This is a genomic window from Actinomycetospora sp. NBC_00405 (assembly GCF_036044095.1).
In the GTDB taxonomy this organism is placed as follows: domain Bacteria; phylum Actinomycetota; class Actinomycetes; order Mycobacteriales; family Pseudonocardiaceae; genus Actinomycetospora; species Actinomycetospora callitridis.
The window spans coordinates 3406899-3421252 of sequence record NZ_CP107938.1 but is presented as its reverse complement, the minus strand read 5'-3'; the positions used below and the strand labels follow the sequence as shown (position 1 = coordinate 3421252).

Here is a 14354-nt window from a genome sequence, read left to right as displayed (position 1 = left end):
TGTTGACCCTGAGTACGTGTTGATCGACCTGTGACCCCCGGACGAATGCTCTCATTAGCCCGACGTGACCAATGACGACGACGCCGTCACGGCCGCCGCACCGACGACCGCACTCGTCCGGCCGGGTCGTCCGCGCCCGGCGCCGCGGTGGCCGCTGGTGCTGAGCCGGTCGGTGCCGGGCGTCGCGGCCACCGTCACGGGCGTGCTCGGGGTCGGCGTCGCGACCGGGGCGACGCCGATGCTCTCGACGGTCGCGGGGCCCCAGGCCTCGCTCGCGGTCCCGCCCCCGCCCGTCGTGCCGGTACTCGGCCCGCCGCCGTCGGTCGGGGCGACGACGACCGACACCAGCGAGACGACGACGCGCACGACCACGCGCTCACCACGCCGGACCGTCGACGACGAGACCACCACCGCCCGCCGGACGACCCGCCCGATCCCGGTCGTGCCCGTGGTCCCGGAGCCCGAGCCCGTGGCCCCGGCGCCGGTCGACCCGCCGGCCGGCGGGGGTGGCGGCCAGAACGGTGGCGGCCAGGGCGGTGGCGGTGGCGGCGCTCAGCAGCCGCGCCTCACCACGGGCGCCGGCTGACGGGTCCCGCGACGAACCTCGGTGGCGAAACCCGCGCTCAGCGCGGGTTCCGCCACCGGAATCGAGGTCGCTCGCCTCAGCGCACGAGGGCGACGAGGTCGCCCGGGAGCTGCTCGAGGGTCCGGTCGACCTGGTCCTCGGGCAGCCACTCGCGCAGCAGGTGCAGCACCTGCTCCACCTGGTGCTCGACCTTCTCGGCGTCCACGGACGTCACGCGCCCGGAGACCGCGTCGACGAAGGCCTCCTTCGTGACGGAGCGGGCCTGGTCGTCCTTCGGGCGCTGGGCACGCAGCTCCGCGGAGAGCTCCGGGGGCAGGCTGACCGTGAGGTCCTGCGCGAGGCCGGAGCTCACCGCCTTGCCCAGCTCGTTCAGCGTGGCGCGGACCAGCACCTCGGCCTCGGACTGCGTCTCCAGCCCGATCCGGCGCTGGACCTGCCCGGTGAACGCCGCGAGCGTCGCGCTGGAGCGCGCCGGGTTCGGGTCGTCGGGGTTCTCGTCGGACTGCACCGGCGGGGTGGTCATGTCTTCTCGTGCCTCCAGCTCGTGACTGCTTCTTCTCCGGACACGGGCACCCACTCAGGAGGCAGGCGCAAACCCCTCGTCGCCCGCGCGTCGCACTCCGTCGGTCCAGCGGTCGCGGCGCTGGGCCTCGGTCTGCTCCCACCACTCCGGGCCCCGCTCGCCGAGCGCGGTCTTCGCCGCGTGCACCCGCGCCCGCGCGGACGCCTCCGCGTCGGCGTCGTCCGCGCGCTTCGCGGTGCCCACGTCCCGGCGCGCCGCCATGAGCCAGCGGCGCAGGACCGAGGCGTCGCCCTCGGGGATCAGCGGGTCGGTCGCCCGCCAGCGCCGTCCGTCGATCACGACGTAGTGGCCGTCCTCGGTGTGCTCGACCATCACGCCACCCCGACGCGACGCAGGCGCCGGGACGCCGCGAGCACCTCGTCGGGGCCGATCGCCAGGCACTCCTGGTCGAACGGGCACACGAGCTGGCGGCACGGGCTGCAGGACACGGGACGCGTGAGCACCTCGGCGCGGGTGGAGCGCGGCCGGTACTGGTCGACGGTCTCGGTGCCGGCGAACAGCTCGACCACCGGGGCGCCGACGGCGTCGGCGAGGTGCACGCCGCCGGAGTTGTTGGCCACGACGACCTCGGCGTCGGCGAGCACCGCCGCCAGGTCGCCGAGCTCCAGGCCCGTGACCGGGAGCCCCACGTCGCCGGCGACCGCCGCGACGAGCTCCGCCTCGCGCTCGGTGCCCGTCACCGCGACCGTCAGCCCGTCGTCGGCGAGTCCCCGGACGACGGCGGCGAACCGCTCGGCGGGCCAGCGTCGCGACGGGCAGCTCGCGCCGGGCGCGACGACGGCGTAGCGGGCGAGGTCGAGCGCGGCGGGGACGTGGGCGTCGAGGGGGACTCGGGCGTGCAGCGTGTGCCCCTGCGGCGGCACGCCCACGGCGGCGAGCAGGCCGAGCATGCGGTCGACCTGGTGCACCTCGTCGGGCGGCGCCGGCACCCAGTGGGTCAGCAGGGCGCCGCCGAACTCCTTCGACGTGCCCACCCGGACGCCGACGCCGGCGCGGCGCGCGAGCTCGGCGGCCGGCCACGGCGACTGCGAGAACGACGTGAGCACGATCGCGGCGTCGTGGTCGCGGGCGGTGAGCTCGGCGACGAGATCGGCGTCGGGGTCGGCGCCCGGGACGAGGTCGAGCTGCTGCCAGGACACGGAGGCGGTGACGACGTCGTCGACCTCGGGGAGCAGGGCGGCGGCCGCCGCGCCGCCGGGGGAGGCGAGGAGGTCGAGCGACGCGTGCGGCGCCGCGGCGCGCAGCGCCCGGAACACGGGCCCGGTCATGAGCACGTCGCCGACGTTGTCGGGACGCACGACGAGGATGCGGCGCATCGCGGACCAGTCGGGGTCGCCGTACCCGGGGCGGTGCGCGGCGGGGTGCCGGAGGTCGGCGGGGAGGTCGGGCACGGCGACGAGTACCCGAAGGTGCTGGCAGGCTCACCCCGTGAGCTGGTCACCCTGGTTCCACACCCGGCCCGTCGCCCGCGACGTCTGGCTGGTCGCCGAGCCGGGGCACGTCAACTCGTGGCTCGTCGCCGGGCGCGACCGCGCGGTGCTCGTCGACTCCGGGCTCGGGATCGCCCCGATCCGCCCGGTGGTCGAGGCGCTCACCGACCGGCCCGTCGACGTCGTGCACACCCACGCCCACCTCGACCACGTCGGCGGCGACGCCGCGTTCTCCCGCGTCGCGATCCACCCGGCCGGGGTCGCCGAGCTGACGGCGGGCGCGAGCGCGGCCGAGCGGCGCCGCTACCTCGCCCACACCCGCCGGATGCTCGCCGCCGCCGACGCCTACCGGGCGCTCGACCGCGACTTCTTCCACCTGCTCTCCGCCGACTCCGATCCGCGCCCGCTGCCGCCCGGCGTCGACGAGACCACCTGGGTGCCCGGGCCGGCGCCCACGCCCGACCTCCTCGCGGAGGGGGACGTCGTCGACCTCGGCGGCCGGGAGCTGCGCGTGCTCCACACGCCGGGCCACAGCCCGGACTCGGTCTGCTTCCTCGACGAGCGCGCCGGCCTGCTCCTCGCCGGCGACACGGTCAACACCGGCCCGACCTACGCGCAGGCCCCGGAGGCCGACCTCCCCGCCTTCGCCGCGTCCACCGCCCGGCTGGCGGAGCTCGACGTCCACCTCGTCCTGATGGCGCACTTCGGCCGCGCGGTCGCCGAGGGCGCCTACCTGCGCGAGGTGGCCGACGCCTTCGCGCGCCTGCTCGCCGGCGGTGTCGACGGGGCGGTCCTGCGCCCGGCGCGCGACTGCGACGCCGACCCCGTCCGCGAGGCCGTGTTCGACGCCTGCTCGATCTACGTGCCCGCCGATGACTGAGCCCGATGACCCCACCGATGGGGTGCGCGTGGGCGTCTGGTGAGCGAACGGGCGGGATCGGGTACCGACGGCGGGTGGCAGACCTCCGCGTCGCGCTCGTCCACGGGCGCGCCGATCCCGCGCACGACGGCGTCGCCGACTACACCGTCCACCTCGCGCGGGCCCTCGACCGCCAGGGCGTGGATGTCGTCGACGTGCCCGTGGACCCGGGGGCCCGCGGGCTGCTGCGCGCGGCGCGGTCGCTGCGCGCGAGCGGGGCGGACGTGGCGCACGTGCAGTTCGCGCCCTCGGCGTTCGGGTTCTCCGGCGCCCCGGGGCTGCTCGGCGACCTCGCGGGGATGCCGCTGGTGACGACGCTGCACGAGTACGGCTGGTGGTCGTGGGCGCCCCGGGTGCCGGACGGCGTGTGGTCGTTCCTCGAGCGCCGCCGCCTCGCCGACCGGGAGACCGGGCGCCTCGTCCCGCGCAGCGCGGCGGTGCTCACGACCAACGGCGAGCACGCCGCGACGTTGCGGGACCGTCTCGGCGTCGAGGCCGGCCGCGCCCCGCTGCTGCCGAACGTCGAGGTGGACCCGGACGCTCCCGACCGGGCCACCACCCGGCGCGCCCTCGGCGTGCCCGCGGACGCCGAGCTCGTCGTCTTCTTCGGCTTCGTGCACCCGGTGAAGGGCCTGCGCTACCTCGTTGACGCCGTCGCGCGCCTGGCCGCCGAGCGTCCGCGGCTGCACCTGCTGGTGCTCGGCGGGTTCACCTCGCTCGCCCTGCCCGAGGACGAGGCCGCGGCGTTCCGCGACGAGCTGACCGCGCACATCGCGGGGGCCGGCGCGATCGACCGCGTGACGATCACCGGGCACCGCCCCGCCGGCGAGGTCTCGGCCGCGCTGCAGGCCGCGGACGTCGCGGCGTTCCCGTTCACCGCGGGGGCGACGCTCAAGAGCGGCGCGCTGCTGGCCGCGCTGGACCACGGGCTCCCGACGCTGGTCACCCGCCGCCCCGACGCCCCCGCGGACCCCGACCTCGCCGACGGCGAGACCGTGGTGATCGCCCCGCAGGTGCGCGACGCCGACGTCCTGCACGACGGGCTGCGCCGCCTGTTCGGCGACGACGACCTGCGCGCGCGGGTCGCGGCCGGCGGGCACCGCCTCGTCCGCGGCCGCGACTGGGACCGGCTCGCGGCGTCGCACGTGGCCACCTACCGGGCGGTGCTCCCGTAGTGCGCCGCGTCCTCGTGGTCGACCTGCTCGGCGGGCTCGGCGACCTGATCATGGTGCTGCCGAGCGTGCACGCGCTGGCCGAGGCGCACCCGGACGCCGAGCTCACCGTCCTGACCCACGCCCCCGGGGCCCCGCTGCTGGCGCGCGACCCGGCCGTGGCCGCCGTCCGCACCGCCGAGAAGCACGACGAGCGCGCCGCGGTCGAGGCGGCGCTCGCCGACCTCGCGCCCGACCTCACCGTCACGACCACCCGTTTCGACGGCATCGGTGACCTCGTCGACGCGGACGCCACCGCCCGCGGGACCCGGGCGGTGAGCAACCTCTGGCGGCGCCCGCCCCCCGACGAGCTGGTGGGTGAGCGCTACCAGCGCATCCTCGCCGCCGAGGGCGTCATCGCCGACACGGTCCGCCCGCCCCGCGTCGTCCTCGACCCCGCCGAGCTCGCCGCCGGACGGCACACGCTCGTGCAAGCCCTGCGTCCACGCTGGCACTCAACGTCAGGAAATCCGCATCCTCGCGGTGAAGGAACCGCGCCCACCGTCCTCGTCCCCGACGCCGGCATGGCGGTCAAGCGCTGGCCCGCCCGCCGCTGGGCGGAGCTGACGGCCTCCCTCCCCGGCCCGGTCCTCTCGATCGGCGCCGTCGACGGCGCCGGGCAGCTCCCCCCGACCGACCTCCGCGGCCTCGCCGCGCAGTTCGCCGCCGTCGCGGAGGCCGGCGGGGTCGTCGTCGGCCCCGACACCGGCCCGGTGCGCCTGGCTGCAGCGGTCGGCGCCCGCACGGTCGCGCTCTTCGGCCCGACGGCCGCGGCGCGCTACGGCCTGGAGGAGGGCACGAACCTCCAGGGCCTCCCGGAGTGCCCGCACCGCATGCCGACGGCCATCACCGAGCAGGTCTGCTGGTGGGAGGCTGCCTGCCCGCTCGCGCCCGAGCCCGCCTGTCTGCTCGATCTCACCGTCGACCGTGTGCGCGGGGCCGTGGTCGCCGGCGGGTAGAACGGGGAGATGCGCTACCTCGATCTCCCCACGGCGAAGAAGTGGTCGGCCATCGGGCTGGGCACCTGGCAGTTCGGTTCCCGCGAGTGGGGGTACGGGCAGGACTACGCCGCCGGCCCCGACAGCGAGGCGGCGAAGATCGTGGCCCGCGCCCTCGAGCTCGGCGTCACCGTGTTCGACACCGCCGAGGTCTACGGCCTCGGGCGCAGCGAGCGCATCCTCGGCGACGCCCTGGACCGCGCCGACGCCGACCCGCAGACCACGGTCGTCGCGTCGAAGATCTTCCCGGTGCTCCCCGTCGACCAGGTCGTCGTCCAGCGCGGCACCTCCAGCGCCGCCCGGCTGCGCCGCAAGCTCGACCTCTACCAGGTCCACCAGCCGAACCCGGTGGTCGGCGACGGCACGACCATGGCCGGCATGCGGACCCTGCAGGCCGCGGGCGTCGTCGACGAGGTCGGCGTCAGCAACTACTCGCTGGATCGCTGGCAGGGCGCCGAGACCGCGCTGGGCAGCCAGGTGATCTCCAACCAGGTGCAGTACAGCCTCGTCTCCCGCGGGCCGGACAAGGAGCTGCTGCCCTACGCCCGCACCGCCGGGCGGGCGATCCTCGCCTACAGCCCGCTCGCCCAGGGCCTGCTGTCCGGCAAGTTCGACGCGGACCACCGGCCCGCGAACCGCGTGCGCTCGCTCAACCCGGTCTTCCTGCCCGAGAGCCTGCGCCGCGTCACGCCGCTGATCGAGACGCTGCGCGCCGTCGCCGACGCGCACGACGCGACGCCCTCGCAGGTCGCGCTGGCCTGGACCATCCACCACCCGGTGGTCGTCGCCATCCCCGGCGCGTCCAGCGTCGCCCAGCTCGAGAGCAACTGCGCGGCCGCGGAGATCACGCTGACCGACGACGAGTACGTCGCGCTCACCGTCGCCGCCGAGTCGTTCCGGCCGGTCGGGGGCTTCTCAGCGCTCACCGGGATCGCCCGCGCGCAGCTCGGCGTCGGCTGATCCCGGAGCGAACGGGGACTTCGCGCGCGTAGAAGCAGCGAACGTCCAGCTGAGCACGCCGATAGGACGTTCGCTGCGAAACCCCGGACGCTCAGCCCAACCGCGCCAGCATCGTCCGGTTGTGCGTGCCGGTCTTGCGCAGCAGGGACCCGACGTGCTTCTCGACGGTCTTGGCCGAGATGGCCAGGGTGCGGGCGATCTGGCGGTCGGTGAGGCCGCGGGCGACGAGGCGGCGCACCTCGGTCTCGCGGGGCGTGATGCCGGTGGCCGGGCGGGGCGGGGCGGCGAGACGGCCGAGCTGGTCGTCGGCCAGCAGGCTCTCGCCGCGCCCGGCGGCCGTCACGACGGCGACGAGGCGCTCGGCGCCCGCGTCCGGGTCGACGCAGCCCTTGACGCCGGCGGCGACGGCGGCGCGCAGCCGGTCGTCGGGGCAGTGGTCGGCGAGCAGGACGACGGCGGGGGGATCGGGCAGGGCGGCGAGGGCGTCGAGCTGGGCGACGAGATCGTCGCCGAGCAGGTCGTGCTCGACGACCAGCACGTCGGGGCCGAGCAGGCGGCAGGCGCCGGCGAGGTCGTGGGCGGTGCCGGTGGGCGAGACCTCGGAGACCATGCCGAGCCCGGGCGCGCCGAGCTGCAGCAGGCGGACGACGCCCGCCCGGACGACGGGACGCCGCGCGGCGACCACGACGCCGGTGCGCGTGCGGCCGGGGGCGGGTACCGGGCCCGCGGTGCAGGGCACGGTGAGCCGCAGGCGGGCGCCGCGGCCCGGCGCGCTGTCGATCTCGAGCTCGCCGTCGAGCCGACGCGCCCGCGCGGCCATGGCCCGCAGCCCGAGCTGCGCCCCGGCGGCCGCGACGCGCCGGCGTGACTGGGCGCCCGCGTCGAACCCGCGGCCGTCGTCCTCGACGAGGACGGTGAGCGTCCCGGGGCCGTGCAGCAGCCCGACCCGCACGCACGCGGCGTCGGCGTGGACCGCGACGTTGAGCAGGGCCTCCTGCACCATGCGGAAGACCTCGTCGGCCACGTCGTCGGCGACGGTCCCGGCGCCGACGGTCATGAGGTCGGCGCGCGTCGTGCCCCGGGCCTCGACCCACGCGAGCTCCTCGCGCACGGCCTGCTCGAGGGTGCGCCCGGCGAGCACGCCTCCGTCGGCGAGCGCGAGGGCGGCGTAGTCGGCGAACAGCTCGGCGAGGTGCAGGTCGGCGGGGGAGAAGCCGCCGCGCCCGGCGGTGACGACGCAGGCGCCGACGACCCGCGGACCGCGGCGGACGGGGACGGCGAGCACGCCCGGCCCGCCGGGAGCGTCGACCAGCACCGGGTCGCAGGTCGCGACGAGCTCCTCGACGACGCTCCCGGGCACGGCGACACCCTCGGCGTCCGGCCCGGCCAGCACGGTCCAGGTGCCGGTGGCCTCGTCGACCCGCACGACCCAGCCGTCACCCCCGGTGAGGGTGCCCAGGTGGTCGGCGATGCGTCGCAGCAGCGGGTCCGGCGCGGCGGGCGCCGAGGGGGAGGCGGTGACGACGCTGGACAGTGCCGGTACGACCACCGGTGGCCCTCCCTGAGTCCTCGGCGACGGTCCTCACGACACCGCTCCCGATCGTCAGCTCCGACCGGTCACCGCATGCATACAAGATGCATCGATGCAGTGAGAGTAGGGTCACCGCGACTCCGAGGGCAAGGGCGGTGCGGTGACGGGGACCGGCGGGATGTCGGCGAAGGAGCGGGCGTACCGCGACACGAAGGCCCGCATCCTCGACGGGTCGCTCCCGGGTGGTGATCTCATCACCGAGGGTCAGGTCGCCGATGCGCTCGCGATGAGCCGTACCCCGGTGCGGGAGGCGTTCCTGCGTCTGGAGGCCGAGAGGCTGCTGCGGCTGTTCCCGAAGCGCGGCGCGCTGGTGGTGGCGGTGTCCCCCAGCGAGGTCGAGGCGGTGCTCGAGGCCCGGGAGCTCGTCGAGGGCCACGCGCTGACCAAGCTCTGCGGGTCGCCGGCGGCCGACCGCTCCGTGGTGGCCGACGCCCTGCACGAGGTGCTCGACATCCAGCGCGCGGCGCTGGCCGCGGCGGACGAGCCGGCCTTCGCCGAGGCCGACCGGCGCTTCCACATCACGCTGGTCGAGAGCGCCCGCAACATGATCCTGCTCGAGCTCTACGCCTCGCTGCGCGACCGGCAGCTGCGCATGAACCTCGGCTCGCTGGACCGCGGCCCCCACCGGCCGCACGAGATCCTCGCCCAGCACGAGGCGATCGTCGACGCGCTCGGCCGGGGCGTCGCCGACGAGGCCGTGCTGCGTCTGCGCGAGCACCTCGACGCCACGCGCGGCGCGGTGGCCGGTCGTACGGCCGGCGCCGGCGGCGCGAGCGCACTGGGCCGGTAGCGGCCCGCCCGCTCGTCCGGGCGGGCTGGGGGAAATCCCCCAGGGGACCCGGTGGGAATGTCCCCGTGGTCCGGGACGCCTCCGCGCTCCTAGCGTCGCCTCGCCGGGCGGTGCCCGGCCGCCCTCCCCGACCGGCCCGTCCCCGGGCCGGTCCGGTGCAGGGCGCCCACTCACTGCGCGGAGGTGACCCGGATGCCGGGACTGACCCTGGCGGAGGCCCGTCGGATGCTCGACGCCGGCCTGGCGGAGGCGGACAGGATCGGCCAGCCGATGAACGTCGCGATCCTCGACGCCGGCGGCCACCTGCTGGCGTTCGCCCGTCAGGACGGCGCCATCCGGGCCAGCATCGACATCTCCCAGCGCAAGGCGTCGACCGCGCTGCTCATGGAGGCGCCGACGGCCGCGCTCATGCCCCTCGTGCAGCCGGGCGCGGAGCTCTACGGCCTCGAGCAGACCGCCGGCGGGATGGTCGTCTTCGGCGGCGGGATCCCCGTGCAGCGCGACGGCGAGCTGGTGGGCGCCGTCGGCGTCAGCGCCGGGTCCGCCGAGCAGGACGTCCAGGTCGCCGAGGCCGCGGTCGCGGCCGTCAAGGCCTGATCACACCCCGCCACCGACCACCGCCGCCGACGTCGTGGTGCCCACCGCGACCACCTCGGTCAAGGAGAAGACCCCATGACGACGAACCCAGATCTGGCGCCCGAACTGACCGCTGCGGACTACCCGCTCTCGGTCCACCGCCCCGAGCTGCTGCACACGCCCACCGGCAAGACCCTCGACGACCTGACGATGGCCGCGGTCGTCGCCGGGGACATCACGTCCGAGGACCTGCGCATCAGCCCGGAGACCCTGGCCCTGCAGGGCCAGCTCGCCGCGGCCGCCGGCCGCCGCCAGCTCGCCGAGAACTTCCAGCGCGCCTCGGAGATGACCACCATCCCGGACGCCGAGGTCCTGGAGATGTACAACTCGCTGCGGCCCAACGCCTCCACGGCGGCCCAGCTCGAGGAGATCGCCTCGAAGCTCGAGAACACCTACTCCGCCACCACGTGCGCCGCCCTCGTCCGCGAGGCGGCCCAGGTCTACGCAGCCCGCAACCTGCTCGCCGAGGAGGCCTGAGATGACTGCCGTCGCACCCCGCGCCGAGGGAACGGGCGCGTCCCTGACGACGTCCAAGCGCACCGAGGTCCTGGAGGACCGACCCGTCAACCTGGACGGCTTCGTCGAGGAGTGGCCCGAGAAGGGCCTCGTCGCGATGGAGTCGGACTTCGACCCGCAGCCGTCCGTGCGCGTCGAGGACGGCCGGATCGTCGAGCTCGACGGCCGCACCCGCGACCAGTTCGACTTCATGGACACGTTCATCGCCGACCACGCGATCGACGTCGACACCTGCGAGGCCGCCATGGCGACCGAGTCGGTGGAGATCGCGCGGATGCTCGTCGACCCGCGGACCTCGCGCGCCGACGTCGTCGCCGTCGGCCGGGGCCTGACCCCGGCGAAGATCCTCGACGTCGTCAAGCTGATGAACGTCGTCGAGATCATGATGGGCATCCAGAAGACCCGCTCGCGGCGCACGCCCGCCAACCAGGCGCACTCGACGAGCGCCAAGGACAACCCGATCCAGGTGGCGGCCGACGCCGCCGAGGGCGCGGTCCGCGGGTTCGCCGAGCTGGAGACCACCCTCGGCGTCGTGCGCTACGCCCCGCTCGTGGCGATCGGGCTGCAGGTCGGCGGCCAGGTCGGGCGCGGCGGCGTGCTCACCCAGTGCGCGCTCGAGGAGGCGACCGAGCTCGACCTCGGCATGCGCGGCATCACCGCCTACGCCGAGACGATCTCGATCTACGGCACCGAGTCGGTGTTCGTCGACGGCGACGACACCCCGTGGTCGAAGGCGTTCCTGGCCTCGGCGTACGCCAGCCGCGGCATCAAGATGCGCTTCACGTCGGGCACCGGGTCGGAGGTGCAGATGGGCAACGCCGAGGGCCGCTCGATGCTGTACCTGGAGATCCGCTGCATCCTCATGGCCAAGGGCGCCGGGGTGCAGGGCCTGCAGAACGGCTCGATCTCGTGCATCGGCGTGCCCGGCGCGGTGCCGGGCGGCATCCGTGCGGTGGCGGCGGAGAACCTCGTCGCCAGCTGGATGGACCTGGAGTGCGCCTCCGGCAACGACCAGTCGTTCTCCCACTCGGCGATGCGCCGCACCAGCCGGCTGCTGCCGCAGATGCTGCCGGGCACCGACTTCGTGTGCTCCGGGTACTCCGCGGTGCCGAACAAGGACAACATGTTCGCCGGGTCGAACCTCGACACCGACGACTACGACGACTGGAACGTCATCCAGCGCGACATGCAGGTCGACGGCGGCCTGCGCCACGTCCGCGAGGACGTGATCCTGCAGGTCCGCAACAAGGCCGCGCGCGCCATGCAGGCGCTGTTCGCCGAGCTCGACCTCCCGCCGATCACCGACGAGGAGATCGAGGCGGCGACCTACGCCAACTCGAGCGACGACTACCCCGACCGCGACGTGCTCGCCGACCTCGAGGGCGCCCGCAGCGTCATGGAGCGGGGCATCACCGGCATCGACCTGGTCCGGTTCCTCGAGCGCGCGGGGTTCGGCGACGTCGCCGAGAACTACCTGCAGGTCCTGCGCCAGCGCGTCTCGGGCGACCTCCTGCAGACCGCCGCCGTCCTCACCGGCGACTTCACCCCGCTGGCGGCGATCAACGACGCCAACGACTACGCCGGACCCGGCACCGGTTACCGCCTGACCGGCGAGCGGTGGGAAGAGCTCAAGAAGCTCCGCCACGTCACCTCCGCCGAGAACCCCGAGGAGGAGGTCGTATGACCGCCGCGCCCGTCGACTCCGTCCGCACGCTCGCACTCAACGAGGTCGGGCCCGCCGAGCGCGGCACCCGGCCCGAGGAGGTCGTCATCGCGCTGTCCCCGGCCTTCGGGGACCCGTTCACGAAGACGATCGTGGACGTGCCGCACGCCGAGGTGATCCGCCAGCTGCTGGCGGGCATCGAGGAGCGCGGCGGCGTGGCGCGGGTGATCAAGGTCTACAAGACCGCGGACCTCGCGGCGATCGCACACCACGGGGCCAAGCTGTCGGGTTCGGGGATCGCGGTGGGCGTGCTGTCGCGGGGCACCACGGTGCTCCACCAGCGCGACCTGGCGCGGCTGTCGAACCTGGAGCTCTTCCCCCAGGCCCCGTTGCTCGACGCCGAGGTCTTCCGCATGATCGGGGCGAACGCCGCGCAGTACGCGCAGGGTCAGTCGCCCAAGCCGGTGCCGACGCGCAACGACCAGATGGCCCGCCCGCGCTGGCAGGCCAAGGCGGCGCTGCTGCACCTCAAGGAGTTCGAGTGCATCGACCACTCCCGCGAGGCGGTGGAGGTCGAACCGGTCATCACGAAGGTGGACTGAACGCGTGTCCCTCGTCATCGGCGTCGACATCGGCAACTCCACGACCGAGGCGTGCATCGCCGACGTCGAGGACGGGGAGGTCGGGCGACTGGCGTCCTCGCTGACCCGGACGACGGGGGTCAAAGGCACCCCGGACAACACCACCGGTGCCGTCACGGCCGTCCGGCGGGCCCTCGAGGCCACCGGGCGGCCGGCCGGTGAGCTCGCCACCGTCCTGCTCAACGAGGCCACGCCGGTGATCAGCGGCCTGGCGATGGAGACGATCACCGAGACGATCATCACCGAGTCGACGATGATCGGGCACAACCCCGACACGCCGGGCGGGGACGGTCTCGGGGTCGGGATGACGGTGTCCCTCGACGACCTCGCAACCGTCGAGGAGGAGGTCCCGGTCGTCGTCGTGGTCGGGGCCGGCGCGGACTTCGACGACGTCGCGCACCTGCTCAACACGGCCGGCGAGCGCGGCGTCGAGGTCGTCGCGGCCGTGCTGCACGGCGACGACGCGGTGCTCGTCGTCAACCGGCTGACGCGGCGGATCCCGGTGGTCGACGAGGTGTCCGCGGTCGACCGGGTGCCGCTGGGGATGCTCGCGGCGGTCGAGGTGGCCGCACCCGGGCGCACCATCCGCACCCTGTCGGACTCCTACGGGCTCGCCTCGACGTTCGACCTGGACGCCGAGCAGACCCGCCAGGTGTCCCCGGTGGCGCGGGCGCTGTCGGGCAACCGGTCCGCGGTCGTCGTCCGCACCCCGGCCGGCGACGTCACCGACCGGCGCATCCCCGTCGGCACCCTGACCCTCTCCGGCGCCGGGCGCTCGCTCGACGTCGGCGTCGACGAGGGCGCCGACGCGATCATGGAGGCGATCGGACGGGTCGCGCCGCTCGACGACGTGCACGGCGAGGCCGGGACGCACGTCGGCGGCATGCTCGCGAAGGTCCGCGACACGATGACCGACGTGACCGGGCAGCCGGCCTCGGAGATCCGGATCCGCGACGTCCTCGCCGTCGACACCCTCGTGCCGGCCGTGGTGCGCGGCGGGCTCGCGGGTGAGGTCTCGCGGGAGAACGCCGTCGCGCTCGCCGCGATGGTGCGCACCAGCCGCAGCCGCATGCAGGCGGTGGCCGAGGCGCTCTCCGACGAGCTGGGCTGCGAGACGATCATCGGCGGGGTCGAGGGCGAGGTCGCCGTGCGCGGCGCGCTGACCACACCGGGCACCTCGGTGCCGATCGCGATCATCGACATGGGCGGCGGCTCCACCGACGCCGCGCTGCTCGACCGGGACGGTGCCGTGTCGGCGGTGCACGTCGCCGGGGCCGGGGAGCTGGTCACCAAGCTCATCGACTCGGAGCTGGGTCTCGAGGACCGGGACGCCGCGGAGTCGGTGAAGCGCCACCCGCTGGCGAAGGTCGAGAGCTTCTTCCACGTCCGCCACGAGGACGGCACGGTGCAGTTCTTCTCCGAGCCGCTGCCGCCGCACGTCTTCGCGAAGGTCGTCACCGTGACCCCCGAGGGGCTCGCGGCCGTGCCCGTGCGCGGCCCGCTCGAGGAGGTCCGGCGGGTGCGCCGCGAGGCCAAGCGCCGGGTGTTCGTCGTCAACGCGCTGCGGGCGCTCGCGCAGGTCGCCCCGCAGGGCTCGCTGCGTCTGCTCGGCTCAGTGGTGCTGCTGGGCGGGTCGGCGCTGGACTTCGAGATCCCCGGCATGGTGGCCGACGCGCTCGCCCCCTACGGGGTCGTGTGCGGCATCGGCAACGTCCACGGCACCGAGGGCCCGCGCAACGCGGTGGCCGCGGGCCTGGTGGACGCGCACGCCGGGACCGCCGCCGGCCCGGCGCCCGAGAAGCTGCAGCGTCGGGCGGCTGCCTCATGAGC

General features: G+C 75.1%; 15 protein-coding genes. 11 read left to right on the top strand and 4 right to left on the bottom strand.

Annotated elements, in window-relative coordinates; all coding sequences use genetic code 11:
- Positions 1 to 64: 64 nt before the first annotated feature.
- A complete protein-coding gene (locus OG774_RS16795; protein ID WP_328302453.1) occupies positions 65 to 586 on the top strand; it encodes a hypothetical protein in 522 nt (173 codons plus the stop codon).
- Positions 587 to 662: 76 nt separating this feature from the next.
- On the opposite strand, the gene OG774_RS16790 is transcribed toward OG774_RS16795, so the two are convergent.
- The 3 genes from OG774_RS16790 to OG774_RS16780 are packed head-to-tail and all read right to left on the bottom strand — an operon-like array spanning position 663 to position 2560.
- Complete coding sequence (locus OG774_RS16790) at positions 663 to 1109, bottom strand: DUF2267 domain-containing protein (RefSeq protein WP_328302451.1); 447 nt, start codon at positions 1107 to 1109, stop codon at positions 663 to 665.
- Between the two features lie 54 nt (positions 1110 to 1163).
- A complete protein-coding gene (locus OG774_RS16785) occupies positions 1164 to 1481 on the bottom strand; it encodes a hypothetical protein (protein ID WP_328302449.1) in 318 nt (105 codons plus the stop codon).
- Positions 1481 to 2560: a glycosyltransferase family 9 protein gene (locus tag OG774_RS16780; RefSeq protein WP_328302447.1), complete on the bottom strand. Its 1080-nt coding sequence runs from the start codon at positions 2558 to 2560 to the stop codon at positions 1481 to 1483. Before OG774_RS16780 ends, OG774_RS16785 begins: the two co-directional genes overlap by 1 nt.
- A 37-nt stretch (positions 2561 to 2597) precedes the next feature.
- Between OG774_RS16780 and OG774_RS16775 the strand changes: the two genes are divergently transcribed.
- The 4 genes from OG774_RS16775 (at position 2598) to OG774_RS16760 (ending at position 6687) form a co-directional block, all read left to right on the top strand.
- Complete coding sequence (locus OG774_RS16775) at positions 2598 to 3479, top strand: MBL fold metallo-hydrolase (RefSeq protein ID WP_328302445.1); 882 nt, start codon at positions 2598 to 2600, stop codon at positions 3477 to 3479.
- A gap of 74 nt (positions 3480 to 3553) precedes the next feature.
- Positions 3554 to 4693 (top strand): glycosyltransferase family 4 protein, encoded by a 1140-nt coding sequence (locus OG774_RS16770; RefSeq protein ID WP_328302443.1) that lies wholly within the window; start codon positions 3554 to 3556, stop codon positions 4691 to 4693.
- Entirely contained in the window at positions 4693 to 5688 is a 996-nt protein-coding gene (locus OG774_RS16765; protein WP_328302441.1) for a glycosyltransferase family 9 protein, read from the top strand. Before OG774_RS16770 ends, OG774_RS16765 begins: the two co-directional genes overlap by 1 nt.
- A 9-nt stretch (positions 5689 to 5697) precedes the next feature.
- On the top strand, positions 5698 to 6687 hold the full coding sequence (locus OG774_RS16760; RefSeq protein WP_328302439.1) for an aldo/keto reductase: 990 nt from the start codon (positions 5698 to 5700) through the stop codon (positions 6685 to 6687).
- Positions 6688 to 6778: 91 nt separating this feature from the next.
- Here OG774_RS16760 and OG774_RS16755 read toward each other — a convergent pair whose 3' ends face one another.
- Complete coding sequence (locus tag OG774_RS16755) at positions 6779 to 8236, bottom strand: LuxR C-terminal-related transcriptional regulator (RefSeq protein ID WP_328302437.1); 1458 nt, start codon at positions 8234 to 8236, stop codon at positions 6779 to 6781.
- Positions 8237 to 8378: 142 nt separating this feature from the next.
- Here OG774_RS16755 and OG774_RS16750 point away from each other — a divergent pair, with 142 nt between their 5' ends.
- The 6 genes from OG774_RS16750 to OG774_RS16725 all read left to right on the top strand — a co-directional run bounded on the left by OG774_RS16750 (position 8379) and on the right by OG774_RS16725 (position 14352).
- Positions 8379 to 9068 (top strand): GntR family transcriptional regulator, encoded by a 690-nt coding sequence (locus OG774_RS16750; RefSeq protein ID WP_328302435.1) that lies wholly within the window; start codon positions 8379 to 8381, stop codon positions 9066 to 9068.
- 192 nt (positions 9069 to 9260) lie between these two features.
- Positions 9261 to 9665, top strand: a complete 405-nt coding sequence (locus OG774_RS16745) for a GlcG/HbpS family heme-binding protein (RefSeq protein WP_274195925.1) — start codon at positions 9261 to 9263, stop codon at positions 9663 to 9665.
- A 75-nt stretch (positions 9666 to 9740) separates the two neighbouring features.
- Positions 9741 to 10181: a diol dehydratase small subunit gene (locus OG774_RS16740; RefSeq protein WP_328302433.1), complete on the top strand. Its 441-nt coding sequence runs from the start codon at positions 9741 to 9743 to the stop codon at positions 10179 to 10181.
- A 1-nt stretch (position 10182) separates the two neighbouring features.
- A complete protein-coding gene (locus OG774_RS16735; protein ID WP_328302431.1) occupies positions 10183 to 11904 on the top strand; it encodes a propanediol/glycerol family dehydratase large subunit in 1722 nt (573 codons plus the stop codon).
- The gene (locus OG774_RS16730) at positions 11901 to 12485 is read left to right on the top strand and encodes a propanediol/glycerol family dehydratase medium subunit (RefSeq protein ID WP_328302429.1); all 585 of its coding nucleotides are present in this window, start codon (positions 11901 to 11903) and stop codon (positions 12483 to 12485) included. Before OG774_RS16735 ends, OG774_RS16730 begins: the two co-directional genes overlap by 4 nt.
- 4 nt (positions 12486 to 12489) lie before the next feature.
- On the top strand, positions 12490 to 14352 hold the full coding sequence (locus OG774_RS16725; protein WP_328302427.1) for a diol dehydratase reactivase subunit alpha: 1863 nt from the start codon (positions 12490 to 12492) through the stop codon (positions 14350 to 14352).
- Positions 14353 to 14354 lie beyond the last annotated feature (2 nt).